The organism is Actinoplanes sp. NPDC004185 (assembly GCF_053603475.1).
The window spans coordinates 17,259-42,066 of record NZ_JBSGFR010000016.1 but is presented as its reverse complement, the minus strand read 5'-3'; the positions used below and the strand labels follow the sequence as shown (position 1 = coordinate 42,066).

27 protein-coding genes are annotated in these 24,808 nt (G+C 73.1%); 12 read left to right on the top strand and 15 right to left on the bottom strand.

Going from position 1 to position 24,808, the window contains the following annotated elements; translation table 11 throughout:
- Positions 1–72: 72 nt before the first annotated feature.
- A complete protein-coding gene (locus ACWEOZ_RS18125; RefSeq protein WP_360543951.1) occupies positions 73–942 on the top strand; it encodes a PAC2 family protein in 870 nt (289 codons plus the stop codon).
- Positions 943–988: 46 nt separating this feature from the next.
- On the opposite strand, the gene ACWEOZ_RS18120 is transcribed toward ACWEOZ_RS18125, so the two are convergent.
- Together ACWEOZ_RS18120 and ACWEOZ_RS18115 are read right to left on the bottom strand one after the other, a co-directional pair.
- Entirely contained in the window at positions 989–2,305 is a 1,317-nt protein-coding gene (locus ACWEOZ_RS18120) for an FtsX-like permease family protein (protein ID WP_451911833.1), read from the bottom strand.
- Positions 2,302–3,057 carry an ABC transporter ATP-binding protein gene (locus ACWEOZ_RS18115; protein ID WP_451911832.1) on the bottom strand — a complete coding sequence of 252 codons (756 nt, stop codon included), beginning with the start codon at positions 3,055–3,057 and terminating at the stop codon, positions 2,302–2,304. Before ACWEOZ_RS18115 ends, ACWEOZ_RS18120 begins: the two co-directional genes overlap by 4 nt.
- A 132-nt stretch (positions 3,058–3,189) precedes the next feature.
- On the opposite strand from ACWEOZ_RS18115, the gene ACWEOZ_RS18110 reads away from it, so the two are divergent.
- A complete protein-coding gene (locus ACWEOZ_RS18110; protein ID WP_451911831.1) occupies positions 3,190–4,200 on the top strand; it encodes a TetR/AcrR family transcriptional regulator C-terminal domain-containing protein in 1,011 nt (336 codons plus the stop codon).
- A gap of 13 nt (positions 4,201–4,213) precedes the next feature.
- On the opposite strand, the gene ACWEOZ_RS18105 is transcribed toward ACWEOZ_RS18110, so the two are convergent.
- Entirely contained in the window at positions 4,214–4,561 is a 348-nt protein-coding gene (locus ACWEOZ_RS18105) for a hypothetical protein (RefSeq protein WP_451911830.1), read from the bottom strand.
- Positions 4,562–4,571: 10 nt separating this feature from the next.
- Positions 4,572–5,375 carry a class I SAM-dependent methyltransferase gene (locus ACWEOZ_RS18100; protein ID WP_451911829.1) on the bottom strand — a complete coding sequence of 268 codons (804 nt, stop codon included), beginning with the start codon at positions 5,373–5,375 and terminating at the stop codon, positions 4,572–4,574.
- A 115-nt stretch (positions 5,376–5,490) separates the two neighbouring features.
- On the opposite strand from ACWEOZ_RS18100, the gene ACWEOZ_RS18095 reads away from it, so the two are divergent.
- Complete coding sequence (locus ACWEOZ_RS18095; RefSeq protein ID WP_451911828.1) at positions 5,491–6,282, top strand: GntR family transcriptional regulator; 792 nt, start codon at positions 5,491–5,493, stop codon at positions 6,280–6,282.
- On the opposite strand, the gene ACWEOZ_RS18090 is transcribed toward ACWEOZ_RS18095, so the two are convergent.
- On the bottom strand, positions 6,269–6,775 hold the full coding sequence (locus ACWEOZ_RS18090; RefSeq protein WP_451911827.1) for a MarR family winged helix-turn-helix transcriptional regulator: 507 nt from the start codon (positions 6,773–6,775) through the stop codon (positions 6,269–6,271). The genes ACWEOZ_RS18095 and ACWEOZ_RS18090 overlap by 14 nt on opposite strands.
- Positions 6,776–6,897: 122 nt before the next feature.
- Here ACWEOZ_RS18090 and ACWEOZ_RS18085 point away from each other — a divergent pair, with 122 nt between their 5' ends.
- A complete protein-coding gene (locus ACWEOZ_RS18085; protein ID WP_451911826.1) occupies positions 6,898–7,965 on the top strand; it encodes an alkene reductase in 1,068 nt (355 codons plus the stop codon).
- A gap of 41 nt (positions 7,966–8,006) precedes the next feature.
- Here the strand turns inward: ACWEOZ_RS18085 and ACWEOZ_RS18080 are convergent, their stop codons facing one another.
- Positions 8,007–9,257, bottom strand: a complete 1,251-nt coding sequence (locus ACWEOZ_RS18080; RefSeq protein WP_451911825.1) for a hypothetical protein — start codon at positions 9,255–9,257, stop codon at positions 8,007–8,009.
- A 158-nt stretch (positions 9,258–9,415) separates the two neighbouring features.
- Between ACWEOZ_RS18080 and ACWEOZ_RS18075 the strand changes: the two genes are divergently transcribed.
- Together ACWEOZ_RS18075 and ACWEOZ_RS18070 are read left to right on the top strand one after the other, a co-directional pair.
- A complete protein-coding gene (locus ACWEOZ_RS18075; protein WP_451911824.1) occupies positions 9,416–10,558 on the top strand; it encodes a sensor histidine kinase in 1,143 nt (380 codons plus the stop codon).
- The gene (locus ACWEOZ_RS18070; protein ID WP_451911823.1) at positions 10,555–11,211 is read left to right on the top strand and encodes a response regulator; all 657 of its coding nucleotides are present in this window, start codon (positions 10,555–10,557) and stop codon (positions 11,209–11,211) included. The genes ACWEOZ_RS18075 and ACWEOZ_RS18070 overlap by 4 nt, the downstream gene beginning before the upstream one ends.
- A 20-nt stretch (positions 11,212–11,231) precedes the next feature.
- Here ACWEOZ_RS18070 and ACWEOZ_RS18065 read toward each other — a convergent pair whose 3' ends face one another.
- Positions 11,232–11,678: a MarR family winged helix-turn-helix transcriptional regulator gene (locus ACWEOZ_RS18065; protein ID WP_451911822.1), complete on the bottom strand. Its 447-nt coding sequence runs from the start codon at positions 11,676–11,678 to the stop codon at positions 11,232–11,234.
- Positions 11,679–11,742: 64 nt separating this feature from the next.
- Here ACWEOZ_RS18065 and ACWEOZ_RS18060 point away from each other — a divergent pair, with 64 nt between their 5' ends.
- Genes ACWEOZ_RS18060 through ACWEOZ_RS18050 form a run of 3 tightly spaced genes read left to right on the top strand, consistent with a single transcriptional unit; the run spans position 11,743 to position 15,489 of the window.
- On the top strand, positions 11,743–12,168 hold the full coding sequence (locus ACWEOZ_RS18060; protein ID WP_451911821.1) for a hypothetical protein: 426 nt from the start codon (positions 11,743–11,745) through the stop codon (positions 12,166–12,168).
- Complete coding sequence (locus ACWEOZ_RS18055) at positions 12,165–13,685, top strand: multicopper oxidase family protein (RefSeq protein ID WP_451911820.1); 1,521 nt, start codon at positions 12,165–12,167, stop codon at positions 13,683–13,685. Before ACWEOZ_RS18060 ends, ACWEOZ_RS18055 begins: the two co-directional genes overlap by 4 nt.
- 49 nt (positions 13,686–13,734) lie before the next feature.
- Positions 13,735–15,489, top strand: coding sequence for an MOSC domain-containing protein (locus ACWEOZ_RS18050; RefSeq protein WP_451911819.1), 1,755 nt, complete (start codon positions 13,735–13,737; stop codon positions 15,487–15,489).
- On the opposite strand, the gene ACWEOZ_RS18045 is transcribed toward ACWEOZ_RS18050, so the two are convergent.
- The 6 genes from ACWEOZ_RS18045 to ACWEOZ_RS18020 all read right to left on the bottom strand — a co-directional run bounded on the left by ACWEOZ_RS18045 (position 15,486) and on the right by ACWEOZ_RS18020 (position 20,590).
- On the bottom strand, positions 15,486–16,022 hold the full coding sequence (locus ACWEOZ_RS18045; RefSeq protein ID WP_451911818.1) for a hypothetical protein: 537 nt from the start codon (positions 16,020–16,022) through the stop codon (positions 15,486–15,488). The genes ACWEOZ_RS18050 and ACWEOZ_RS18045 overlap by 4 nt on opposite strands.
- Positions 16,023–16,030: 8 nt before the next feature.
- Complete coding sequence (gene mshC / locus ACWEOZ_RS18040) at positions 16,031–17,269, bottom strand: cysteine--1-D-myo-inosityl 2-amino-2-deoxy-alpha-D-glucopyranoside ligase (protein ID WP_451911817.1); 1,239 nt, start codon at positions 17,267–17,269, stop codon at positions 16,031–16,033.
- A 55-nt stretch (positions 17,270–17,324) separates the two neighbouring features.
- On the bottom strand, positions 17,325–18,140 hold the full coding sequence (locus tag ACWEOZ_RS18035) for an SCO1664 family protein (protein ID WP_451911816.1): 816 nt from the start codon (positions 18,138–18,140) through the stop codon (positions 17,325–17,327).
- Complete coding sequence (locus ACWEOZ_RS18030) at positions 18,137–18,736, bottom strand: DUF3090 domain-containing protein (protein ID WP_451911815.1); 600 nt, start codon at positions 18,734–18,736, stop codon at positions 18,137–18,139. The genes ACWEOZ_RS18035 and ACWEOZ_RS18030 overlap by 4 nt, the downstream gene beginning before the upstream one ends.
- Positions 18,737–18,845: 109 nt before the next feature.
- Positions 18,846–19,535: a histidine phosphatase family protein gene (locus ACWEOZ_RS18025; protein ID WP_360830733.1), complete on the bottom strand. Its 690-nt coding sequence runs from the start codon at positions 19,533–19,535 to the stop codon at positions 18,846–18,848.
- A 2-nt stretch (positions 19,536–19,537) separates the two neighbouring features.
- Positions 19,538–20,590: an LLM class F420-dependent oxidoreductase gene (locus tag ACWEOZ_RS18020; protein ID WP_451911814.1), complete on the bottom strand. Its 1,053-nt coding sequence runs from the start codon at positions 20,588–20,590 to the stop codon at positions 19,538–19,540.
- Positions 20,591–20,756: 166 nt separating this feature from the next.
- Here ACWEOZ_RS18020 and ACWEOZ_RS18015 point away from each other — a divergent pair, with 166 nt between their 5' ends.
- Together ACWEOZ_RS18015 and ACWEOZ_RS18010 are read left to right on the top strand one after the other, a co-directional pair.
- Positions 20,757–21,773 carry an aldo/keto reductase gene (locus ACWEOZ_RS18015; RefSeq protein WP_212994108.1) on the top strand — a complete coding sequence of 339 codons (1,017 nt, stop codon included), beginning with the start codon at positions 20,757–20,759 and terminating at the stop codon, positions 21,771–21,773.
- Between the two features lie 5 nt (positions 21,774–21,778).
- Complete coding sequence (locus tag ACWEOZ_RS18010) at positions 21,779–21,970, top strand: DUF5703 family protein (protein WP_451911813.1); 192 nt, start codon at positions 21,779–21,781, stop codon at positions 21,968–21,970.
- Between the two features lie 61 nt (positions 21,971–22,031).
- Here the strand turns inward: ACWEOZ_RS18010 and ACWEOZ_RS18005 are convergent, their stop codons facing one another.
- Together ACWEOZ_RS18005 and ACWEOZ_RS18000 are read right to left on the bottom strand one after the other, a co-directional pair.
- Positions 22,032–22,697 (bottom strand): hypothetical protein, encoded by a 666-nt coding sequence (locus ACWEOZ_RS18005; RefSeq protein ID WP_451911812.1) that lies wholly within the window; start codon positions 22,695–22,697, stop codon positions 22,032–22,034.
- Positions 22,698–22,716: 19 nt separating this feature from the next.
- The gene (locus tag ACWEOZ_RS18000) at positions 22,717–24,027 is read right to left on the bottom strand and encodes a M20/M25/M40 family metallo-hydrolase (RefSeq protein WP_451911811.1); all 1,311 of its coding nucleotides are present in this window, start codon (positions 24,025–24,027) and stop codon (positions 22,717–22,719) included.
- A 98-nt stretch (positions 24,028–24,125) separates the two neighbouring features.
- Between ACWEOZ_RS18000 and ACWEOZ_RS17995 the strand changes: the two genes are divergently transcribed.
- Positions 24,126–24,731, top strand: a complete 606-nt coding sequence (locus tag ACWEOZ_RS17995) for a hemerythrin domain-containing protein (RefSeq protein WP_451911810.1) — start codon at positions 24,126–24,128, stop codon at positions 24,729–24,731.
- Positions 24,732–24,808: the final 77 nt, after the last annotated feature.

Below are 24,808 nucleotides of genomic sequence, written 5' to 3'. Positions count from 1 at the left end.
GGCGCGGCCGCCGGGTGGGATCAGACGCGGACACGTAGGCTTTGCGTACGTGAGGTACGAAAGGTTGGCACCGTGACAGAGTTCGACGGTCTACCCCTGCTGCGCTCCCCCGTGGCGATCGCCGCCTTCGAAGGGTGGAACGACGCGGCCGACGCGTCGACGGCTGCGGTGGAGCACCTCGAGCAGGTCTGGCAGGCCCGCGAGATCACCACCATCGACCCGGAGGAGTTCTACGACTTCCAGGTCAGCAGGCCGACGATCACCATGACCGAGGGTGAGACGCGCAAGATCGACTGGCCGACCACCCGGTTCAGCGTGGCCAGCCCGCCCGGCACCGAGCGTGACGTGGTGCTGATCCGCGGCATCGAGCCCAGCATGCGCTGGCGCACCTTCTGCGAGCAGATCCTGGAGGTCTGCCACAGCCTCGAGGTGAACCGCATCGTGCTGCTGGGTGCCCTGCTGGCGGACGTGCCGTACACCCGGCCCCTGCCGATCAGCGGCTCGGCGACCGAGAAGGAGGTCGCGGAGAAGTACAAGGTGGTCCCGACCCGCTACGACGGCCCGACCGGCATCGTCGGCGTGCTGCAGGAGGCGGCCGACCGGGCTGACGTGGACGCCCTGTCATTCTGGGTGCACGTGCCGCACTACGCGAACAACCCGCCGTGTCCGAAGGCGACGCTCGCCCTGCTGAGCCGGCTCGAGGACGTGCTGGACCTGCCGGTGCCGCTGGCCGACCTGGCGGAGGAGGCCGACGAGTGGGAGAAGCGCGTCCGGGCCGCCGCCGAGCAGGACACCGAGCTCGGTGACTACGTCCGCGAGCTGGAGGAACGGGTCGGCGACGAGGGCATCAAGCCGCTGACCGGCGACGAGATCGCCACCGAGTTCGAGAAGTACCTGCGCCGCCGCGGCGGCTCGGCCGGTCCCACCGCCGGCTCCTGGTGACGAACGCCGTCCCGCACCGCCGAAGTGGTGGGGGACGGCGACACCGTCACCGCAGGGCTGTGACCGCCGGGCCCCGGAGGGTGCGACGGGTCGTGCCGAGCAGTGACAGCCCGGTCAACGCGACCGCCACCGCCACGATGATCACGTAGGCGACCGGCGTGGCGTCCGGCCACACCCGGTCGGCCCGGGCCGCGCCGAACGGCAGGATCGTGAACAGAGACGCCGCCGAGCCCGACAGCACCCCCGTCGCCGTCACCAGCAGGCCCTCCAGGCCGACCATGGACAGCAGCTGGCCTCGCGTCGAGCCCGCCAGCCGTTGCTGGGCGAACTCGCGGCGCCGGTGCGTGGTCGCGGCGATCAGGGTGTTGACCAGCATCACCGCCACGAAGACGGTGATCATGCCGACCACGACGTAGTTCAGGGTCTGAATGTCCCGGGCGTACGCCGGCTGGATCGTTCCCGCCGCCGCGTCGTCCTCGATGCCCTGCATGTAGACCGTGCCGGTGGCGATGCCGGTGAACAGCGCCACCGGCATCACCGCGCCCGCGAGCCGGCGGGTGCGTTGCCGTACCCCCAGGACCGCCAGCTCTCCCGCCGCGCCGCCGGCCAGCCGGACCGGGCCCGCCAGCACGGCCGTGACCAGGCGCAGCAGCTCCGGCGCCCACAGGGCCAGGCCGATCGAGGCCCAGATGCCGGCCTGGCCGGCCGTCTGCATCGCGTCGATGCCCTTGCCGTCCATCAGGGTGGCGGTGAGCACCGAGCAGTTCGTGGCGATCAGCAGGAACACCACGCCGGCGACGCGGCGGGCCCGGGGGCGCTCGGGCCGGGCGCCGGCCGGTCCGGCCGTCCGCCGGACCGTCGCCACCGCCGCGACGACCGAGCCCAGCAGCGTGACGCCGAAGCCCACGCTCAGCGCGACCGGGCCGAACGCGTACCCGACCGCGGCGGCGACCTGGCCGGTGTCCTGCATCAGCGCCAGCAGCAGCCGGCCCAGGACCAGCGCGACCGGTACGGCCACCGCCGACGCCAGCAGGGCCACCGCGGCGGCCTCGCCGACGATCATCCGGCCCACCTGCGGACCGGTGGCGCCGAGCCGGCGCAGCAGAGCCGTCTGCTCAGCCCGCCGGCGCACCGCCAGGCTGAGCGTCGAGGTGACCGCGAAGATCACGATGATCAGGCACCAGCCGCCCGCCACGGCCGCGGTCGTGGACAGCGATTCGGCGCTGACGGTGTCCGCGTCCGCGGCAGTGTCGAGCATCGCGGCGAAGGTCATGAGCAGGGTGGCGCCGAGGAAGGCCGACAGGAACGTGGCCACGAAATTGCCCGGGCGGTGCCGCAGGCCACGCAGCGCGACGGCGATCATGCGACGGCCTCCGCACCGGCGCCGACCAGGTCACCGAGGTGGGCCAGGCGTTCCGCGACGGCCTCGGCGGTGGGCGCGCTCAGCGAGCCGGCCAGCCGGCCGTCGGCCAGGAAGAGCACCGAGTCCGCGTACGCGGCGGCGACGGGATCGTGGGTGACCATCACGACGGTACGGCCGTGCTCGTGCACCGCCGCCCGCAGCAGGGTCAGCACCTCGCGGGCGCTGCGCAGGTCCAGGGCGCCGGTCGGCTCGTCGGCGAAGATCACCGCCGGTTCGCCGATCAGCGCCCGGGCGATCGCCACCCGCTGCCGCTGTCCCCCGGAGAGCCGCTCGGGCAGGTCGGCACGGCGGTCCAGCAGGCCGAGGCGATCCAGCACCGCACGGGCCCGGGCGTGGTCGGCGCGGCGGCCGGCCAGCCGGGACGGCAGCAGCACGTTCTGCTCCACGGTCAGCGCCGGCAGCAGGTTGTAGTCCTGGAACACGAAACCGACCCGGGTGCGCCGGAACTTGGTCATCGCGGTGTCGTGGCCGGCGTGCAGTTCCGTGCCGGCCAGGAACACCCGGCCCGAGGTGGGCCGGTCCAGACCCGCCGCGCACTGCAGCAAAGTGCTCTTGCCGGAGCCGGACGGGCCCATCACCGCGGTGAACGTGCCCGCGCCGAAGGAGGCCGTCACCCCGTCGAGGGCGGTGACGGCGGTGCCGGTGTCGTCATAGGTCTTGTAGAGCGTCTCGAGGTGTACGGCGTCGGTCATCATGGGCCTTCCTGTGGGCTGCTTGGTACACCGTACGAGCGCACTACCATGGCCTCAAGTGGTGCTAGCACCCGTATTCATCGACGCTCACTAGTGCACTAAGGTGGAGCGCACTAGTGCAGAGGAGGGGCGATGGGCGCCGTACCGCCGTACCGCCGGATCGCCGCCGCGATCGCCGCCCGGATCGCCGCCGGTGAGCTCGCGCCGGGCGACCGGGTCCCGTCCACCCGGCAGCTGATCGCCGATCACGGCATCGCCATGGCGACCGCCACCAAGGTCATCGCCACCCTGCGCGAGCAGGGCCTGGTCCGGCCCCGGCCCGGCGTCGGCACGGTCGTCGCCACCCCGGCCCACCGGCCCGACCCGGCCCGAGCCGGCCGATCCCAGCCCGACCAGTCCCAGGCCGGCCGATCCCGGCCTGGCCAATCGCAGGCCGGCCGATCCCGGCCCGGCCAATCGCAGCCCGGCCGGGCCGGGCCGGGCGGGCCGGATCGCGGGCAGGTGGTGCGCACCGCCGTCGCCATCGCCGACGCGGAAGGCCTCGGCGGGCTGTCCATGCGCCGCCTCGCCGGCGAGCTGGGCATGCCGACGATGTCGCTCTACCGGCACGTTTCCGGCAAGGAGGAGCTGCTGCTGTTCATGATGGACACGGTCTTCGCCGGGGACGCGCTGCCCGAGCTCTCCCCCGGCACCGACGGCTGGCGCGCCTGCGTCGAGGCGCTGGCGCGGCTCCAGTGGTCGATGTACCGGCGCCATCCCTGGCTGGCCCAGGCGATCTCGTTCACCCGGCCGCTGCTCGCCCCGCGCGCGATGGCCCACACGGAGTGGACGATGCGCGCCCTCGACGGGCACGGCCTCTCCCCGGACGTGCTCTTCCTGGCGGCCGTCACGGTGGCGAACTACATCCGCGGCACTGCCGTCAACATCGAGGAGGAGGCCCAGGCCGAGCAGGAGACCGGGCTGACCGACGCGCAGTGGCTGGACACCCAGCAGCACCGGCTCGGCGAGATCCTCGGCAGCGGCCGTTATCCCCTGATGCACCGGGCCGTGACCGACCCGGCGCTCGAGTTCGACGTCGACCGGCTGATGGAGTTCGGCCTGCAGCGCCTCCTGGACGGACTCACGCCCGTGCTGGAGGGCTGATGCCGGCCGGGGGTCAGCGCCAGAAGGTGGCGACCGCGGCGTTGATCAGCGTCAGGGCGATGATGCCGATGAAGTGCCCGCGGTTGACCTCGGCCCGCTTGCGCGGCACGAAGACCATGATGAAGATCAGGATCGCGACCACCAGCTTCACGGCCAGCTTCGCCGGCTCGGGCTCGTCGTCACCGCCACCGCGCAGCGGCGCCGACAGCGCCAGGCCGGTCAGCACCTGGATGATCGAACCCCACAGCATCGCCGGGTTGATCCGCAGCTTCGCCGAGACGAACTGCGCGATCGCCCCGCCGAGCAGCAGCGCGAAACCGATCAGGTGCGCGTAGCGCAGAATCAACCGCAGAGCCTCCACGGGGAACAGCTTAGGGGGCGGGCCGGCGGCCGATGGTCAGCAGGTGGCTGCTCGCGCCGAACAGGCTCGGCTCCTCCTCGACCCGGCGCAGCATGTCCAGCATGATGCCGGTCAGCCGCTCGTCGGCGAGGAATTCCGTCAGTCGCGTACCGGTCATCCACATCGGTCCCTCGACCGTCACCGTGCGCGTGCCGGTGAGCCCGGCCTCGGTCGCCTCGGCGGCCGGCTCCTCCGGCCGGTGGAAGTACGCGCTGGTGAACCAGCGCGACTGCCCGCCCTGGTTGCGGTGCACGCCGTCGCCCAGCGCACCCTGCACGATCGACACGAACTCGGGCTCGGCGTAGTAGCCCTTGACCACACCGTCGAACAGCGACGCGAAACGACTGATCACGGCCCCGACGACCACCCCGCCCGGGCGCACGACCCGGGCCGCCTCGCGCCAGGCCGCGACCCGGTCAGCGCGCTGGGGCAGGTGGTAGAGCGGGCCGAAGAGCAGCACAGCGTCGGCGCCGGCGTCGGGCTCGGGCAGGGCCCGCGCGTCGCCCAGGACCGCGGTCACGCCGGGCAGGGCATCGGCGGCGGCCACGTGGTCCGGGACCGGGTCGATCACCTGGACGGCGTACCCGGCCTCGGCCAGCGGGCGCGCGTAGGCCCCGGTGGCCCCGCCGACGTCGACGATCCGGGCCGGCGCCGGTGGCAGCACCCGGGTCAGCACGTCCCAGGTGCGCAGGAACTCCAGGCGGCCGGTGCCGGCGGTCAGGCGCAGCCGCTCGCCGCCACGTTCGTAGTACTCGCGGATCTCGGGACTCAGCATGCTGACCATGGTCGATGCCACCGCCGCTGTGGTCGACCGACTTTTCCGCGTGTCGCTGTCCCCCGGCGCACGCTGCGTAAGTCATCCTAGGAACCTAGGGTCAGGAGGTACCGCCATGACTGTCAATCCCGGCGCCGCCGAGTTCCCGCACCGGCAGATCGCCGCCCAGCTGCGGGAACGCATCCGCCGCGGGGACTGGGCGCCCGGTGAGCGGCTCCCCTCGATCCCCGCCATGGCCGAGATGTTCGGCGTGGCCAAGCAGACCGTGCAACGCACCGTCGACCAGCTGCGGGTCGAAGGCATCCTGATCACCAAGCCGGGCTCCGGCACGTACGTGCGCGGCACCCGGCGCCGGCTCAACCGGCTCTCCCGCGGCCGCTACGGCGCCCACCGCGGCTACCACGCCGACCTGGCTGCCCGGTACCGCCAGCAGCTGGCCGGCGTCGGCCGCGAGGCCGCGCCGCCCGAGGTGGCGGACGCGTTCGGGGTCCGCGACGGCACCGAGATGCTGGTCCGGCGGCATCTCGTCCGCGCCGACGACGCCACCGTCGAGGTCGGCGCGTCGTGGTTCCGGGTGACCGACGCGACCGGGACGTCGCTGGAACGGGCCGAGGCGTTCGGCCGGCCGCTCTACCAGGAGGCCGAGGAGGCGATCGGGCGGCGCTACGCGTCGGCGACCGACACCATCAGCGCCCGGCAGCCCAGCCGCGAGGAGGCGGAGATCCTGCAGATCCGCCCGGACACCCCCGTGCTGCACCTGCTGCACGTGGCGTTCGACGAGACCCGCAAGCCGATCGAGGTGGCCCAGGCGACCTGGCCGGGGCCGATGACCACGCTGACCGAGGAGTACCGGATCCCGGCGCCGGTCCCCGAGCCCGACCCGGACCCGGGCCTCACTCTCGCGTGACGCCGCGCCGCGCCGCCGCCTGACCGACCCGGCTGCCGGGCACGGTCTGCCGCACGTTGCGCTCGAGCCGTAGCAGGGTGTCCAGCGCCACCTGCTGCTCGGCCGGCGACAGACCGGCCACGGTGAGCTCCTCGAGCTGCGTCCAGATGCACTCCACCTGCGTCCGCAGGGCCTGCCCGGCCGCGGTGACCTCGACCAGCGTGGCGCGCCCGTCGTCCGGGTCGGGCCGGCGGCGGACGAAGCCGGCCTGTTCGAGGCGGTGCACGACGCGGGTGGTGCCGGCCGAGTCCATGCCGAGCTCGGCACCGAGTTCCGTCTGCCGCTGCGGGCCGGCGTCCCAGAGCACCATCAGCATCAGCTCCTGGCTGGCGTGCAGGCCCGCCTCACGCAGCAGCCGGCCGGCGAGCTGCGAGTGGATGCGGGCCAGCCGGAAGATGGTGTGGCTGATCGGGCCGCCCGCGGCGGCACCCGGGGCGCCCGATCGCTCAACCATGCAGCTCAGCGTAGACCGGCGGAGCTGTGTCCCTGGTCACCCGACAGTCCGGCAATAAACGCGGCGCACCGGCGTTTACCTGTCCTGGACAGCAAATTCGCTGTCGAGAACAGGAGTCAGTCATGACCAGCGCATTCGACGAAGCCAGGCTCGGCCGGTACACGACGCGCAACCGGGTGGTGATGGCCCCGATGACCCGCAGCCGCGCGTACGGACCGGGCGCGACCCCCACCGAGCTCATGGCCACGTACTACGCCCAGCGCGCGGGCGCGGGCCTGATCATCACCGAGGGGACGCAGCCCTCGCCGGTCGGACAGGGGTACATGAACACTCCCGGCCTGCACACGCCGGAGCAGGTGGCGGCCTGGCGGCCGGTCACCGCGGCGGTGCACGAGCGCGGCGGCCTGATCTTCGCCCAGCTCATGCACACCGGCCGGATCGGGCACCCGAGCCTGCACGGCGCCACCCCGGTCGGCGCCTCCCCGGTCGCGGCGGCCGGTCAGGTCTACACCGCCGACGGCCCGCAGGACCTCGTCGAGCCCGAGCCGCTGGACGCCGATGGCATCGCCGAGACCATCGCCGACTTCACCGCCTCGGCCCGTAACGCGATCGAGGCCGGCTTCGACGGGGTGGAGCTGCACGGCGCGAACGGCTACCTGCTGCACCAGTTCCTGTCCACCAACGCCAACCGGCGCGACGACGACTGGGGCGGCACCATCGAGGGCCGGATCCGGCTCACGGTCGAGGTGGCCCGGGCGGTCGCCGCGGCGATCGGCGCGGACCGGCTGGGGCTGCGCATCTCCCCGGCCAACCCGTTCAACGACATCGCCGAGGACGACCACCGCGAGACCTACCTGGCGCTGGTCGACGCGCTGGCGCCGCTCGGGCTGGCCTACCTGCACGTCGCCGAGGGGCCGGACACCGAGTTCACGCCGGTGCTGCGGGCGCGCTGGAACGGGACGCTGATCCTCAACCCGTACACCCCGGGGGCGTGGACCGGGCCCGAGGCGCTCAAGCAGATCGAGAACGGCGAGGCGGACCTGATCTCGTACGGGGCGCTGTTCCTGGCCAACCCCGACCTGCCGGAGCGGCTGGCGGCCGGCGGACCGTTCAACACCCCGGACTACGGCAAGGCGTACGGCGGCGACCACGAGGGCTACACCGACTACCCGGCGCTGAACGCCGCGTGACCGGTGCCGCCCGGCAGCCCCCTCCGGCTGCCGGGCGGCCCTCAGGCCGCGGCGGCGACCACCGGGACCGGCTCTTCAGCGGCACCCCGCGGCCGGCGCAGGTCGCGACCGAGCAGACCGAACGCGACGAGCAGCAGCAGCGGCCCGGTCACCCCGGCCGGCCCCAGGGGCACGACGAGGAACATCACCACTCCGGCGACGGCGAGCGCCGCCACCCACCACCGGGTCAGCCGGTCCACCGCGGCGCCGATCGGCACCGCCATGAGGCCCAGCAGGCTCAGCACCATGCCCGGCAGAGCCCAGCCGAAGGTGAAGAACGACAGACCACCGAGCGCGTCGGCCACCCGGTCGGCCGGGCCCTCACCCAGCACCTGCCGCGCCGACAGGTCTGCGGTGTCACCCACCATGAGGGCGCTGAAGTTGAGCAGGGCCACCACGGTGATCCCGGCCGCGACCCGGGTGAAGCGCCGGCCGCGCGCAGCCACCACCAGCATCGCCGGGACGAACAGCAGCCAGCCCAGGTGCAGCAGCAACGCGCTGATCTGGGTCTGCCCGGGCCGGGAGACGAAGTCGCCGTCCGGGGCCGTGGCCAGACCGGCGCCGAAGAACACCGGCGCGGCGTACAGGCAGGCGAAGCTCGCGCGGCGGCGAAAGGCACCGAAGGAGTCCGGCTCGGCGGCCACCGGCCGCGGCCGCAGCAGCTGCCCGGCCGCCGCCGCGTACGCGCCGATCAGCACCACCGGACCGAGCAGATTCACCGGTACGGGCGAGATGGCGAACGCGAAGTACAGCGCCGTACCCACCAGCGCGGCGGCCGCCGTCCACCAATTGATCACCCGGGCCCGGGCAGCGGCGATCGGCACCAGCAGCAGCGACAACGCCCAGCCGACCAGCCCGGGCCACTGCCAGCCGGCCACCGTCGGCAACTGTTCCTGGAACCGGGTGTCCACCGCGGCGACCTGCGCGTCCGGCAGGGTCTGCTCCAGGGCGAGCAGGAAGAAGTCGAACGCCATCAGCGCCGAGAAGGTGGCCAGCCCGAGCACCACCGTGACCCAGCCGACCCGGGCGAGCACCGCGCCCCGGCGCCGGATCGGGGCGAGCAGGCCCAGCAGCCCGGGCACGAACAGCACCCAGGCCCAGTGCAGCAGCAACGAATGCCACTGCGTCGCCGCGGGATGCTGACGGTAGACGCCATAGCCCTGGTCGTCGCCGAGAGCGGGGTCGACGGCGGTCGCCACCGCCAGCAGGATCGGCGCCGTCACCAGACTGACGGCGGCAGCTTTACGCCACATCGTGATCTCCTTGTCCGAACGTTGTCGGCGGCAGACGTTACGAACGGCGGGCGCCGGCGTCGCCCGTACCGGGAGGGACCGCGCGTCCCCCGTGAGGTGGACGGCGTATCCGCCTCGAGGCGGTCTCGGGGACGGGGCTCAGCCCGTACGGTCAGGGGGTGTTCCGGACGCTCGCCGGGCGGCTGCGGCCGCTCGATCTCGCCCTGGCCGCGGCCTTCACGGTGTTCGCCCTCGTCGAGGAGTACGTCGTCCGGATGCCGGGCGCCTGGTGGCCGTACGCGCTGACCCTGTTCGCCGGCCTGGTGCTGCTGCGGCGGCTGGTCCCCGTGCTCGCGATGGCGGCCAGCAGTGTGAGCGCGAGCTCGGTGTTCTACGACGATTCGCCGGTCAGCTACCGGTTGTGGCAGCTGGTGGCGATGATCATCGCGGCGTACACGGCCGGGCAGATCTTCCCCGCGCCGGACGCGGACCGCCGGGCCCGGCTCCGCGCCGCGGCCGCCGGGCTCTTCGTCTTCCTGACCGGCGTCGTCTACTGGGAGAACGACCGCACCGACCCGATGGCCGCGTTCTTCTTCAGCCTGGCGCCCTACGCGCTCGGCGTCGCGGTCGCCTGGCAGAACCGTCGGGTGGCCGACACCGCCGCGGTCCGCGCGTCGATCCGCGAGCAGCAGGCCCGCGAGGCGGTCATGGAGGAACGGGTCCGGATCGCTCGCGAGCTGCACGACATGGTGGCCCACAGCGTCACCGTCATGGTCATCCAGGCCGGAGTGGTGCGGCGCCGCCTCGACGCCGGGCTCGACGTCGACCCGCAACTGTTGCAGAGCATCGAGGCTTCCGGGCGCGAGGCGGTCGGCGAGCTGCGTCGCACCCTGGGACTGCTGCGCGGCGACGCCGCGGAGACGGCTCCGCCGGCCGGGCTGGACCGGCTCGACGAGCTGGTGGCCCAGGTACGCGAGGCCGGGCTGGCGGTCGGCGTGCACCGCCGGGGCGAGGCGGTGACGCTGCCGCCGGCGGTGGATCTGTCCGCGTACCGGATCGTGCAGGAGGCCCTGACCAACGTGCTCAAGCACGCCGGCGCCGCGAACGCGACGGTCACGGTCGACTTCGGGACGGACGGGCTGCACCTGACGGTGGAGGACGACGGCAAGGCGGCGCACTCCCCGTCGGGGGGCGGCCAGGGCCTGATCGGGATGCGTGAGCGGGTGACGCTGTTCGGCGGCGAGCTGACGGCCGGGCCGCGCCCCGAGGGCGGCTTCTCGGTGCGGGCGCGGCTGCCGGTGCCGGTGCCGGTGAGCCGATGAGCATCACCGTGGTGATCGCGGACGACCAGCGGATGCTGCGGGCCGGGCTGCGCATGGTCATCGAGACCGAGCCGGACCTGACCGTGGTGGGCGAGGCCAGCGACGGCACCGAGGCGGTGAGCGTGGTGCGGCGCCTGCGCCCGGACGTCGTGCTGATGGACATCGCGATGCCCCGCCAGGACGGGCTGAGCGCCACCCGGACCCTGCTGGCGGCGCCGCACCCGCCCCGGATCATCGTGCTGACCACCTTCGACACGGACGAGAACCTGTACCGGGCGCTGCAGGCCGGGGCGAGTGGCTTCCTGCTCAAGGTGTCCTCCCCCGAGCACCTGATCACCGCGATCCGGGTGGTGGCCGGCGGCGAGGCGCTGCTCGACCCGGCCGTCACGACCCGGGTGATCTCGGCGTTCGCGGCACGTCCGGGGCCGGCGCCGGCACCGGAACTGGACGAGCTGACGCCGCGCGAGGTGGACGTGCTGCGGCTGCTGGCCCGGGGGATGTCCAATGCGGAGATCTCGGCGGGGCTGGGGGTGGGCGAGGCCACGGTCAAGACCCATGTGGCGCGCGTGCTGATGAAGCTCGGGCTGCGGGACCGGGTGCAGGCGGTGGTCTACGCGTACGAGTCGGGTCTGGTCCGGGCCGGCGGCGCGTGATCCGGCGAAAGTGACCCTCCTCAGGGGCGGGCGACGCGGTTGAGCAGGTCCCGCAGGACCGCCTGGTCAGCCGGTCCGATCGCGGCGAAGACGCCGTCGGCGGCCTCGGCGGCCACCGCCTTGGCCCGGGCGACCAGCCGTTCGCCGTCGGGCGTGAGGGACACCTGGCGGGCCCGCCGGTCGGCGGGATCGGGCCGGCGCACGGCGGCGCCGAGCCGTTCCAGGTCGTCCACCGTACGACCCATGGCCGACTTGTCGGCGTGCAGCTGCTCGCCGATCTGGGTCTGGCTGAGGGGCCCCTGCCGGTCCAGGACCAGCAGGACGCCCAGGTGGCGGGTCTCGATGCCCAGGGGGCGCAACGCCTCGTTGCCCAGCCGGGCTGCCCGCGCGTGGGCCGTCCGCAGCAGCATCCCGAGCTGAGTGGGCAGGCTCAGGCCCGGCTCGGTGACGGGTCGGTCCGGATTCACCCTCGCACTATAGGCGCCGGACGGTTACTCTCACCCGAGAAGTTCTCGACCGAGAGGAAGTGTCATGTCCTGGTCCTTGTTCCGGATCTGCAGCACGGTCACCGCCGTTCTGCTCCTCGACCAGGCCGTGTTCGCCGGCCAGTTCCTCAGCGGCAGCTTCGGCGCCCTGCACACCCACCGCGAGAACGCGACCTACGCCGGGCTGGCCGCGCTCCTCACGGCGGTGACCGGGCTGCTGGCACGGTGGCGCGGCGGTGGGCCCTGGTGGCCCGCGGTTCTTTACGGCGGCCTGTTCCTGCTGGTCGCCGCGCAGATCGCTCTCGGGTTCGCCCGGCTGCTGACGGTCCACATCCCGCTCGGGGCGGCGATCATCGCCCTGGCGGCAGGCGGCACGGTCCGGGCCTGGCGGACCCGTCCACAGCGGCATTGCGCCACGTCCGGGGACCACTCGGAGCCGGACCGGATCGACGCCGGGGCGGTACGGCTGTGAGCCGGTTGAGCAGGCGCGACCTGGTGCGGGCCCTCGGGGTCACCGCTGCCGCGGCGGGCGTCGGTGTCCCGCTGATCGCGGGAATCCGCGGCGCCACGTCGACCGGGTCGCTGCTGGTGAGCCGGTTGGCGTTGCCGAGGCCGTACCAGCGGCCGCTGACCGTGCCCGAGACGCTGCGGGCCGGGCGCGACGGGCTGTACACCGTCGTGCAGCGGGCGGGGATCGCCGAGATCCTGCCCGGGGTGCCCACCCCGATCTGGGGGTACGAGGGCCGCTTCCCCGGGCCGACGCTGCGCAGCCGCAGCGGGCAGGAGACCGTCGTCCGGCACCGCAACGAACTCCCGGTGCCGACTGTCGTGCACCTGCACGGCGGGCACACGCCCGCGACCGACGACGGCTTCCCGACCGACCTCGTGTTCCCGGTCGGCACCGCACCGGCCACGGCAGCCGCCGGACACGCCGGGCACCACGATCCGCTCGCGCGAGTGGTGATCGGCAGCCGTGACCACCGCTACCCGATGCGGCAGCGGGCCGCGACGCTCTGGTACCACGACCACCGGATGGACTCCACCGGTCCCGACGTCTGGCGCGGGCTCGCCGGGTTCCACCTCGTCGATGACGACGAGGAGGACGCTCTCCCCCTGCCGCGCGGCGACCGGGACCTCCCGTTGATGATCACCGATCGCGCGTTCGCCGCGGACGGGTCACTCGCCGATCCGGTACGGGACCGCTTCGCCGCCGGAGTCCTCGGTGACGTCATCGTGGTGAACGGGATCGCCTGGCCGTACCACGAGGTGCCGGCGGTCAGGCACCGGTTGCGGCTGCTCAACGCCTCGAACGCGCGCCGCTACCGGCTGGCCCTGGAGCCGGCGCCACCGGGCGGGCCGGCCCTCGTGCAGATCGGCACCGACGGCGGGCTGCTCACGGCGCCGATCGGGCACGACACGGTGGAGATCGCGCCGGCCCAGCGCTTCGACGTCGTGGTCGACTTCGGCCGGTACCGGCCCGGGAGCACGGTCCGGCTGATCAACACCTGGGGCACGGGCGGCCTGCGCGACGTGCTGGAGTTCCGGGTCGGGGCAGCAGCGCCCGACGACACCGCCGTGCCCGCGGTGCTGTCGGTGCTGCCGCCGGCGCCGGTCCCGGTGCGGACGCGAACCTTCCGGCTGCGGCACGACGAGATGCACGGGACGACCGGCTGGACGATCAACGGCGCCCCCTTCGATCCGGCCTCGAGTGTGGCGCGGCCGCGGCTCGGCGAGGCGGAGGTGTGGCGGTTCGTCTCCGACTTCCACCACCCGGTGCATGTGCACCTGTCGCCGTTCCGGGTGCTGTCACGCGGTGGCGGGGGTCCCGGCCCGTACGACCACGGGTGGAAGGACACGATCGATCTGCGGGCGGCCGAGCAGGCCAGTGTGCTGGTGCGGTTCGAGGACCACGCGGGGCGGTTCCTGCTGCACTGCCACAACCTCGAGCACGAGGACATGGCGATGATGGCCGCCTTCACGACGGTCTGATCCGTCCGGGCCGGTTCCCAGCCGGACGCGACGGGTGCAAGATGACGGAGTGGCGGTGCTGCGCTCGGTCAACGTCGGTCTGCCCCGGGACGTGCTGTGGCAGGGACGGACGGTCCACACCGGCATCTGGAAACACCCGGTCGACGGCCCGGCCACGGTGCGCCGGTTGAACATCGACGGCGACGGGCAGGGCGACCTCGGCGGGCACGGCGGCGAGAACCGGGCCGTTTTCGTGTACCAGCTGGAGTCGTACCGGTATTGGCAGCAGGTGCTCGGCCGCGACGACTTCGTCCACGGCCAGTTCGGCGAGAACCTGACCGTCGAGGGGCTGCCGGACGACGAGGTGTGCATCGGTGACCGCTACCGGATCGGGGCGGTGCTGTTCGAGGTGACCCAGCCACGGGTCACCTGCTACCGGGTCGGGATCCGGCTGGACGACCCCCGGATGCCGGCGCTGCTCGTGCGGCATCACCGGCCGGGCTTCTACTTCCGGGTGCTGCGGGAGGGCGACATCCGGGCCGGTGACGAGATCGTCAAGGTCGCCGACGGCCCGGAACGGATGACCGTGGCCGAAGTGGACGGTCTGCTGTACCTGCCCGGCCACCCCGCCGACCGGATCGAGCGGGCGCTGCGCATACCCGCGCTCAGCCCCGGCTGGCAGGGCTCGTTCCGGGCGATGGTGAGCCCGCCCGCGGCGACGACCGGCAACGCCGGGCTCGTCGCTGTCGCGCCGCCGCCGGCCTGGCCCGGGTTCCGGCCGCTGCGGGTGACGGCGGTCGAGCCGGAGAGCAGTACGATCGCTTCGGTACGGCTGGCGGACCCGGACGGGCAGCCGGTCCCGGCCCCGCTGCCCGGGCAGTTCCTGACCGTACGGCTGCGACCGGACGACGAGCACACGCCTTTGATCCGCAGCTATTCGCTGTCCGGGCCCCCGGCCGGCGGCGACTACCGGATCAGCGTCAAGCAGGAGCCGCACGGCGCGGCCAGTGGCTACCTGCATGCGCGTGTCCACCCCGGCGACCTGATCGACGTGGCCGCGCCGCGGGGGACGTTCGTGCTGCGGCCGGCGTCCACCCCGGTCCTGCTGATCAGCGCGGGCGTGGGGGCGACCCCCATGCTGGCGATGCTGTACGCGCTCGCGGCGCAGCGGTCCGAGCGGGAGGTGTGGTGGCTGCAGGCTGCCCGCGACGGCGGCGACCGGCCGTTCGCAACCGAGACGGCCCAGTTGCTGGCGGATCTGCCCCACGGCCGCTCCCACGTCTTCCTCAGTCGTCCCCGCGCCGCCCTGGACCAGGTGGGCCGCGACTACGACAGTGCGGGCCGGTTGTCGCTCGACGCGCTCCGAGCGCTGGGCGTGCCGGTGGACGCCGACGCGTACCTGTGCGGCCCGGCCGGTTTCCTCACCGACGTCACCGCGGCGCTGGTCGAGGTGGGCGTGCCGGCCAACCGGATCAGCACGGAGATCTTCGGAGCGGGGCCGGGAATCACGCCCGGGATCAGCGCGGTGGCGACCCGGGCGCCGCACCCTCCGGCCGGCGAGCCCGGGGAAGGACCGGCGGTGTCCTTCGCGCGCAGCGGGCTGACCGTCCCCTGGGCCGACGGGCGCGACAGCCTGCTGGAGCTCGCCGAAGCCTGCGACGTGCCGGTGCGCTGGTCCTGCCGGTCGGGGGTGTGCCACACCTGCGAGACGGGGTTGCTGGCGGGCGAGGTCGCCTACACCACCGAACCGGTCGACCCGCCGGCCGACGGGGACGTGCTGATCTGCTCCTCGCGTCCGCGCGGGGCGGTCGTGCTCGACCTCTAGGACCGGCCCAGCGCCTTCATGCCGTTGCGGTAGGCCATCGACTGCATCCCGGCCTCCGTCCGCAGCTCGTCCAGGAACTCCGGGGACCATTCCTCCGGCGCGCCCGCGAGGAGGTCGGCTAGGTCGGACTGGCTCCGGACCTCGAACGCCGCCCACGTCCCATGCCCGCGCGGCGGGGGCACGGACGCCCGGTCCAGCTCCGCCGCCACCCCCAGCGCGTGACCGGTGATCCGCGCGAGACCCTCAGGGTCCTCCGTCAATGCCCCGATGGCGTCCAGCGCCGCGGCCGCCACCGCGGAACCGGGCAGCCCTGACGCGCTGACCCGCTCGCGCAGGGAAGGCAACTCCGCCCGCAGGTGCGCGAGCAGCTCCCCGGACTGCGTCATACCACCCAGCTCACGCCACCTCAGGGCGACGCCCTGCCGTGGGTCGACCGCATCGGTGTGCGCAAGGCCGTACAGACGACCGAGGAAGATGGTGACCCCGGAGGAGACCCGTTCCGCGGTCGCCACGCAGAGGGCAAGCTCGCGCACTGTCGCCCTCAGAGGCGGATGCCGAGGAGGGCGTCCACCGTCCGGGCCATCAGCGCCGGAGCCTGCGCGTCGTCTCCAGCGCCGGACACCGCGGCCTCGGACCAGGCGTCGACCAGGGCCAGGGCCGCCGGCGTGTCGAGGTCGTTGTGCAGGGCCTCGCGGACGGCGGCCAGCAGACCCTCGCCCGACGGGCCGACCGGGGCCGCGGCGGCCTCGCGCCAGCGGGCCAGGCGCTGCTGACCCGCCTTGAGGACATCGTCGGTCCACTGGCGGTCGGTGCGGTAGTGCTCGGCGAGCAGACCCACCCGGACCGCCATCGGGTCCACGCCGTCGGCGCGCAGGCGGGAGACGAAGACCAGGTTGCCCTTGGACTTCGACATCTTCTCGCCGTTCAGGCCGATCATGCCGGCGTGCACGTAGTGCCGGGCGAACGGGGCCGTGCCGGTGAGCCGCTCGGCGTGCGCGGCCGAGCATTCGTGGTGCGGGTAGAGCAGGTCGTTGCCGCCGCCCTGGACGTCGATCGTCTCGCCGAGCAGCCCGAGGGCGATGGTGGCGCACTCGATGTGCCAGCCGGGGCGGCCCGGGCCCAGGTCGCCACCGTCCCAGGCGGGCTCGCCGTCGCGAGCGCCGCGCCACAGCAGCGGGTCGAGCGGGTCGCGCTTGCCGGGACGCTCGGGGTCACCGCCGCGCTCGGCCGACAGCACCAGCATCTCCTCGCGGGACAGGTGCGACTCGTAGCCGAAGCGCGGAGCGGCCTCGATCGTGAAGTAGACGTCGCCGGTGCCGTCCTCCAGGCGGTACGCCGCGCCGGAGTCGATCAGCTCGCGCACGTGCGCCGCGATCGCCGGGATGGACTCGACCGCGCCGACGTAGTGCGCCGGCGGGATCATCCGCAGCGCCTCCATGTCCTCGCGGAACAGGGCCGTCTCGCGCATCGCCAGGACCACCCAGTCCTCACCGTCGCGGGCGGCCCGCTCCAGCAGCGGGTCGTCGATGTCGGTGACGTTCTGCACGTACCGCACGGTCAGGCCGGCGTCCCGCCAGGCCCGCTGGACCAGGTCGAACGTGATCATCGTGGCCGCGTGACCGAGATGGGTCGCGTCGTAGGGTGTGATGCCGCAGACGTACATCGTCGCGGCGTCGCCGGGGGTGGTGGGCTGCACCGACCGGCGGGCCGAGTCGTACAGCGCCGGCGGCGTCGCGGTCCCCGGCAGCTTCGGCACCTCGTGCCCGGTCCATGCGTCCATGGCCAGGAGCCTATCCAGCGCCACCGGCAGAAATCCGCCCGGCGTGAGTAAAGCCTCAGACCGGCGGCCAGGGCACGGCCGGCCAGTCCTGCGGCGGTCGCGGGAAGCGGGCCGCGCGCAACAGCCGGCGTACGCGCAGCCGGGCGTGCTGCACCTCGGTGAGGGTCAGGTGCTCCTCCAGGGCCGCGCCCAGCGTGCCGTCGAGCTGCTCGCCCAGCTTGGTCAGCACCTCGACGGAGTCGGCCGGGATCGGCTTGCCCGTCCAGCCCCAGAGCACGGTGCGGAGTTTGTTCTCCACGTGGAAGCAGACGCCGTGGTCGACGCCGTGGATGCGGCCGTCCGGGGCGTACAGCACGTGGCCGCCCTTACGGTCGGCGTTGTTGATCACCGCGTCCAGCACCGCGAGGCGGGACAGCCGCGGGTCGTCGGCGTGGGCCAGCGCGTACGCGTCGCCGTCCTCGTCCCGGGCCGAGGCGACCGCGAACCAGCCCGCGGGCACGTCGTAGGCCGGGACGAAGCCGATCAGCGACTCGGCGTCGTCGGGCTCGTCGATCCACAGCTGGCAGGCGCCGGGGCCGAGCGGCCCGTCCCGCAGGATCGTCGGCGGCACCAGCCCCCAACCGGTGGCCTGCGAGACCAGGAACGCCGACACCTCGCGCCCGGCCAGCGTGCCGTCCGGGAAGTCCCAGAGCGGGCGCTCGCCCTGCACGGGCTTGTAGACGCAGCGGCGGGTCAGCCCGTCGAGGGTGATCTCGGCCCGCAGCGTCGTGTTGGAGGCGTCGACGAGCCGGCCCTCGAGCTCCATCTCACCGCGGGTGAGCAGCTCGAGGGCGTCGTCCTCGGCGAGCACGCTGGCCGGCTCCGTCGTCACCGGTGATAGCCGTTGTGCCGGGGGCAGAGGTGCCCGGCCGGGTCCAGCGGCTGGCCGCAGAGCGGGCACGGCGGGCGGCCCGCCGCGACCACGCGCCGGGCCCGGTCGATGAACGCGCGGGTCGCCTCGGGGGTCAGCCGGACGCGCAGCCGGTCGAGGTCGTCGTCGGGCTCGTCGTCCTCGTCGTCGGCGATCGGGTCGTCGTCGGTGTCCTCGTCGTCCTCGTCGAGCTCGACCTCCGCGTCGCCCTCACCGGCCTCGATCGCCTCGATGACGACCGTGGTGGTGTCGACGTCGAAGGCCAGACCGAGCGTGCCGACGCGGAACTCCTCGTCGACGGGGGTGTCCAGCGGCTCGTTGTCGTTGATCGCGAGCACGGGGGCCTCGGGCAGGTCGACGCCGAACCGGCGGCCGGCCTCGGTGAGCAACTCCTCCAGCTTTTCGGCGAGCAGCGAGACCTGGACCTTCTCCAGCGCCACGCTGACCACCCGGCCGCCACCGCGGGCCTGGAGGAAGAACGTCCGGTCCCCCGGCTCGCCCACCGTCCCGGCGACGAACCGCTCGGGCGGCTCGAAGGCATGCACCTGGTGGGTCATGGCTTCGACCCTATCCGCCCGCGTGCGCGAGTGCTCAGCCCACCGGCGGGGTTCGCCGAGGGCGCAAAGTGTGCGCACGCTGTGGTAACACGCCGGTTACCGGCCGTACTCATGCGCCGCCGCCCGCGCCACCGCCCACGGCCGCGTCGGACTCCGGGAGCGCGCCCTCGGCGGGTTTCGGCGGGATCAGCGCCGACAGGTCCGCGGTGTCGTTGAGCCGCACCAGGAACGGGCGGGTCGGGGTGTAGCGGATCACGCTCACCGACGCCGGATCGGCCACCAGGCGCTGGAACTCGTCCAGATGCAGCCCCATCGCGTCGGCCACGATGGCCTTGATCACATCGCCGTGGCTGCAGGCCAGCCACAGCGCCTCCGGGCCGTGCGTGGCGGTGACCCGGGCGTCCCAGCGCCGGATGGTGGCCACCGCGCGGGCCGACATGGCCGCCATCGCCTCGCCGTTGGGGAACACGGCGGCGCTGGGGTGCTGCTGGACGACCGGCCACAGCGGCTCGCCGGTGAGCTCCTTGAGCGGGCGGCCCTCCCAGTCGCCGTAACCGCACTCGATCAGGCCCTCGTCGACCTCCGGCACGATGTCCGGCAGGGCCAGTTCCAGGGTCTGCCGGCAGCGGATCAGCGGGCTGGTCACCACGGCGGCGAGCGGCAGCTTGCGCAGCCGCTCACCGACCCGCTGGGCCTGGCCCCGGCCGGCCTCGTCGAGCTCGACCGGCAGCCGGCCGGCGAGCTCACCGGTGGCGTTGGCGGTGGTCCGCCCGTGGCGGAGCAGCAGGACGGTGGCCACGGCTACTCGGCCACGCCCGACGCCTCGTACGCCTCCGCGACGGTGCGCAGCGTGGCGATGCCGCTCTCCAGGTCGCCCACGTACGGGCTGATGGAGAGCGTGCCGACACCGGCGGCGGCGTACTCCCGGATGCGCTCGGTGATCCGGGCCTTGGGGCCGACCATCGAGGTCCGGGTGATGAAGTCCTGCGGGATCGCCGCGGCGGCGTCCCGCGGCTTGCGGTCCAGGTAGAGGTCCTGGACCTCCTTGGCCGCGTCCGCGTAGCCCATCCGGACGGCGAGCTGGTTGTAGAAATTCTGCTCGCGGCTGCCCATGCCGCCGACGTACAGCGCCGCGTACGGGCGGATCTGGTCGGCGCCGGCGGCGATGTCGTCGCCGACCACGACCGGGACGGTGGGCGCGACGTCGAAGCCGGTCAGGCCGGCGCCGCTCTTCGACCGGCCCCGCTCGACATGCTGGAGATACTCCCCCGCGGCGTCGGGCGCGAAGAAGATGGCCAGCCAGCCGTCGGCGATCTCGCCCGCCAGCTCGAGGTTCTTCGGGCCGACCGCGGCCAGGTAGATCGGGATCTGCTCACGCGGCGGGTGGAAGCCCAGCCGCAGCGCCTTGCCCGGGCCGCCGGGCAGCGGCAGCGTGTAGTGCTCGCCGTCGTAGGCCACCGGCTTGCGGGCGATCGCCAGCTTGACGATGTCGACGTACTCGCGGGTGCGGCCCAGCGGCTTGCCGAAACGCACACCGTGCCAGCCCTCCGAGACCTGCGGGCCGGAGACGCCCAGGCCCAGGCGGAACCGGCCGCCGGAGAGGGTGTCGATGGTCGCGGCGGTCATCGCGGTCATCGCCGGGCTGCGCGCCGGGATCTGCATGACGGCCGCGCCGACGTCGATCGACTGCGTCTGGCCGGCGATCCAGGCCAGCATGGTGGGCGAGTCCGAGCCGTACGCCTCCGCCGCCCAGACCACCGAGTAGCCGAGCCGGTCGGCCTCCTGGGCCATGGCGAGATGATCGGCGGGCGTGGTCCACGAGGTCTGGTATCCAAGGCTGAGTCCGAGCCGCACGGGTCCTCCCGTTTCTTCCGCGAGAGCACCGATGCTCCGCGCTACGAAGCCTAGGCGAACACGCTCAGTGATCTTCGCGGTGTTCGGTCGTCAACCCGACGGATCGCCGCCCTATTGAGCTGCCACGAGCGTTTCGCGGCCGGGCCCGGCTGAATAAGGTTCACCCATGCAACAGCGACCGCTCGGCCGAAGCGGGCTGGCGGTCTCCCGGCTGGCCCTCGGCACCATGACGTGGGGCCGGGACACCGACCCCGACGACGCGGCCGACCAGCTGAAGCTCTATCTGGAGGCGGGCGGCACGCTGATCGACACCGCCGACGTGTACGGCGACGGCGACGCCGAGACGGTCATCGGCTCCCTGATCGACCACCTGGTGCCCCGCGACGAGGTGCTGATCGCCACCAAGGCCGGCCTCGGCGAGTACGGCTTCCGCCGCCGCGACAGCTCCCGCGGCCACCTGCTGCGCAGCCTGGACCAGTCACTGCGCCGGCTCGGCACCGACTACGTGGACCTGTGGCAGGTGCACGGCTACGACCCCCAGACGCCGCTGGAGGAGACCCTGTCGGCGCTGGACCACGCGGTCAACAGCGGCCGGGTCCGCTACGTGGGCGTGTCCAACTTCGCCGGCTGGCAGACCGCGCGGGCCGCCGCCTGGCAGCAGGCGTTCCCCACCCGGGCCCCGATCGTCGCCACCCAGGTGGAGTATTCGCTGCTGGAACGCGGCGTCGAACGCGAGGTGCTGCCGGCCGCAGCGGCGCTGGGCATCGGCGTGCTGCCGTGGTCGCCGCTGGGCCGCGGGGTGCTCACGGGCAAGTACCGCAACGGCCGGCCGCTGGACTCGCGGGCCGCCACCGAGCACCTGGCGCCGTTCGTGCAGACGTACCTGGAGCCCCGCAGCTCCAGCATCGTCGAGGCGGTGGTGATCGCGGCCGGCGGCCTGGGCGTGTCGCCGCTGGAGGTGGCGCTGGCGTGGATCCGGGACCGGCCGGGAGTGGTCGCGCCGATCCTGGGCGCGCGGACGGCCGGGCAGCTGCAGGGCGCGCTGCAGAGCGAGGAGCTGGTGCTGCCCGGCGAGATCGCCGACGCCCTCGACGACGTGTCGGCGGTGCCGGTCGGCTACCCCGAGAGAGAGGGCCTGACCGGCCCGGGGACTGGTGACATGCCGGGCGCCGGGGCATATTAGGACGCATGGACTACGAGTACGCGCCGCTCCGGTTGCCATCGAATGTCGATCGCCTGACCGCCGCGGCGCAGCTGGCGATCCAGGCGGAATTCTCGGGGTGGGAGCTGGCCCGCGTCCAGCTCTTCCGGGACGGAACCCGGCAGGTGATGCTCCGCCGCAAGGTCCAGAGCACCCCCCAGCCGGGCCTGATCACCTAGCACAAGCACAAAGAACAGCCGCCCGCCTCCAGGAGGCGGGCGGCTGTCGGCCTGTCACCGCTCAGTGGTTGTGACCGGCGTGTTCGTCTTCTTCGTCCTCGGTGAAGGGGTGTTCGTCGAGGCGGCCGACGAGCTGGTCGCCGTCCAGGGGGGCGAACGGGCCGGCGCCGTCCTCGTCCTCGAAGGCCTCGAGGTCGAGGGGCTCGGTGACCTCGCTCACCGTGAGCAGGCCGTCGAGCGGCTCCAGCTCCGGCACGTCGAGCGAGGACAGCGAGCCGTCGCCGGCCTGGAGGAGCTCCAGGACCGCTTCGCCGACCGATTCGACCTCGCCGGCCTCCTCGTCGGCCGGCACCAGGTTGCGGCGGGCCGCGTCGGCCACCCGCAGCAGCGCCGAGACGCTGGGCACCCGGTAGTCGCGGCGCTGGCGCACCGAGATCACCCGCGGGTGCGGGTCGGAGCCGCCGCCGTCGAGGCCGGCGACCGCGCCGAAGCGCTGGTCGGCCTCGTCCGGGTCGATCGACTCGACGTCCCACGGTGTGACCTCGCCGAACGCGTCGAGCAGCTGCTCGTCGTACGCGAAGGAGGTGTTGTTGAGGTTGACGTACGCCTGCCACACATCGTCGTCATCCACCCGCCCCTGGGCGGCCTTGACTGCCGCCAGGTGGGCTTTCGCGGCCTCGACGACGCGCTCAAGAGCGGCGTCCAGATCCGCGTGCTGGTCGGTCATGGTGTGAAAAGTCCTTTCATCAGCTCGCCTGCAGCAGTCGGTCGAGCACACGCACGCCGAACTGTAGTCCTTCCACCGGAACCCGTTCGTCGACGCCGTGGAACAGTGCGGAGAAGTTCAGGTCGGCCGGCAGCTTCAGGGGTGCGAAGCCGAAGCAGCGGATGCCCAGCGTGCTGAACGCCTTGGCGTCCGTGCCGCCGGAGAGCATGTACGGCACCGTGCGTGCGCCCGGGTCCTCGGCGCGCAGCGCGGCCCCCATGGCCTCGACGAGCGCGCCGTCGAAGCCGGTCTCCAGGGCTCCCTGCCGGGAGATGTGCTCGATCTCGATGTCCGGGCCGATCACCCCGCGCAGCTGCTCGAGGAAGATCTCGGCCTGACCCGGCAGGGTACGGCAGTCGATGGTCGCCGACGCCTTGCCGGGGATCACGTTGTCCTTGTAGCCGGCTTCGAGCCGGGTCGGGTTGGCGGTGTTGCGCACGGTCGCGCCGATCAGGTTGGCGATCGGGCCGAGCTTGGCGATGGCCAGCTCGGGCTCGTCCGGGTCGAGCTCCACGCCGAGTGCCTCGGAGATCTGCTCGAGGAAGGACCGCACGGTCGGGGTGACGACCATCGGGAACTTGTGCCGGCCGACCGCCGCGACGGCCTCGGCGAGCGCGGTGACGGCGTTGTCGTCGTGCACGAAGGAGCCGTGCCCGGGGCGGCCCTTGGCGTGCAGCCGCAGCCAGTCGATGCCCTTCTCGGCCGTCTCGACCAGGTAGAGGCGCAGGTCGTCGTTGATCGTGTACGAGAAGCCGCCGACCTCGCCGATCGCCTCGGTGCAGCCCTCGAACAGGTCGGCGTGCTCGCGGACGAGGAACTGCGAGCCGTACTCCATGCCCGCCTCCTCGTCGGCCGTGTAGGCCAGGACGATGTCGCGGGGCGGGACGTAGCCGGTGCGCTGCCAGCCGCGGACCACGGCCAGGGTCATCGCGTCGAAGTCCTTCATGTCGATCGCGCCGCGGCCCCACAGGTAGCCGTCCTTCTCCTCGCCGGAGAACGGCGGCACCGACCATTCGCTGGCGTCGGCCGGGACGACGTCGAGGTGCCCGTGCACGAGCAGGGCGCCGCGGCTGCGGTCGGCGCCCGGGATGCGGGCGACCAGGTTGGCCCGCCGGGGTGCGGACTCGTGCAGCTCGACCTCGATGCCGACGTCGCTGAGCTTGGCTGCGACGTACTCGGCGGCGACGCGTTCGCCGACGGTGGTGCGCGGATCGCCGGTGTTGCTGGTGTCGATCCGGAGCAGGTCACGGCAGATGTCGACGACCTCGTCGGCGGCGGGGACTGGTTCCATCCGCTCTTCTTACCAGCTCACCGCCGGGCGCGTTTGGCGGGAGATCAGGTACGGGTAAGACGGGCCCGACCCGCCGGGCTCCGCCGAAAGGAAGCACAGTGTCTGTTCAGCTGCCTCCGCTGCCGCCCGTGGGCGGTGAGACGACCGGACCCAACGTCGTCGACCTCATCAACCGCGAGCATCGCGAGCTGCTGACGCTCTGCGAGGAGCTGACCGGCGACGGTACGGACCCGGCGCGCCGCCGTACGGTGGCCCAGGTGATCTCCGCGGGGCTGTCGCGGCACCTGTCCGCGGAGGAGCAGTACCTCTACCCGGCGATCCGGTCGACCGTGCCGGACGGCTACGCGCTCGTGGACCGGGAGATCGCCGAGGATCGGGCTCTGCTGGAGGCGCTGCGGCTGCTGGAGGCGGCCGACGACGAGGGCCGGCCCGACCGTGCCGCCGACGTCTGCCGGCGGCTGACCCGGCACGCGGACGCGGCGGCGGGCGAGCTGCTGCCGATGCTGCTGCAGATGGCCCCGGTGGAGGACCTGATCCGGCTCGGCAACCGGGTCGAGCTGGCCGAGGAGGCGGCTCCGACGCGTCCGCACCCGGGCACCCCGGCGACGCCGCCGTGGAACAAGGTCGTCGATCCGGCGGTGGCCGTGGTGGACAAGATGCGCGACATGATGAGCCGGCGGACGACGTACCCGCGGGATCTCTGAACAAAGCACAAAGTGGACGGTAAATTCACGGATAGTGAAACCCACCTCACGTTACGTGCCGGTAACCGCGTACGGGT

Coding starts and splice junctions, on each gene's coding strand:
- ACWEOZ_RS18120 (WP_451911833.1), bottom strand. CDS start 2,305: ATGATCGCCGTCGCGCTGCGTGGCCTGCGGCACCGCCCGGGCAATTTC.
- ACWEOZ_RS18115 (WP_451911832.1), bottom strand. CDS start 3,057: ATGACCGACGCCGTACACCTCGAGACGCTCTACAAGACCTATGACGAC.
- ACWEOZ_RS18110 (WP_451911831.1), top strand. CDS start 3,190: ATGGGCGCCGTACCGCCGTACCGCCGGATCGCCGCCGCGATCGCCGCC.
- ACWEOZ_RS18100 (WP_451911829.1), bottom strand. CDS start 5,375: ATGCTGAGTCCCGAGATCCGCGAGTACTACGAACGTGGCGGCGAGCGG.
- ACWEOZ_RS18095 (WP_451911828.1), top strand. CDS start 5,491: ATGACTGTCAATCCCGGCGCCGCCGAGTTCCCGCACCGGCAGATCGCC.
- ACWEOZ_RS18090 (WP_451911827.1), bottom strand. CDS start 6,775: ATGGTTGAGCGATCGGGCGCCCCGGGTGCCGCCGCGGGCGGCCCGATC.
- ACWEOZ_RS18085 (WP_451911826.1), top strand. CDS start 6,898: ATGACCAGCGCATTCGACGAAGCCAGGCTCGGCCGGTACACGACGCGC.
- ACWEOZ_RS18080 (WP_451911825.1), bottom strand. CDS start 9,257: ATGTGGCGTAAAGCTGCCGCCGTCAGTCTGGTGACGGCGCCGATCCTG.
- ACWEOZ_RS18070 (WP_451911823.1), top strand. CDS start 10,555: ATGAGCATCACCGTGGTGATCGCGGACGACCAGCGGATGCTGCGGGCC.
- ACWEOZ_RS18060 (WP_451911821.1), top strand. CDS start 11,743: ATGTCCTGGTCCTTGTTCCGGATCTGCAGCACGGTCACCGCCGTTCTG.
- mshC (WP_451911817.1), bottom strand. CDS start 17,269: ATGGACGCATGGACCGGGCACGAGGTGCCGAAGCTGCCGGGGACCGCG.
- ACWEOZ_RS18030 (WP_451911815.1), bottom strand. CDS start 18,736: ATGACCCACCAGGTGCATGCCTTCGAGCCGCCCGAGCGGTTCGTCGCC.
- ACWEOZ_RS18015 (WP_212994108.1), top strand. CDS start 20,757: ATGCAACAGCGACCGCTCGGCCGAAGCGGGCTGGCGGTCTCCCGGCTG.
- ACWEOZ_RS18010 (WP_451911813.1), top strand. CDS start 21,779: ATGGACTACGAGTACGCGCCGCTCCGGTTGCCATCGAATGTCGATCGC.
- ACWEOZ_RS18005 (WP_451911812.1), bottom strand. CDS start 22,697: ATGACCGACCAGCACGCGGATCTGGACGCCGCTCTTGAGCGCGTCGTC.
- ACWEOZ_RS18000 (WP_451911811.1), bottom strand. CDS start 24,027: ATGGAACCAGTCCCCGCCGCCGACGAGGTCGTCGACATCTGCCGTGAC.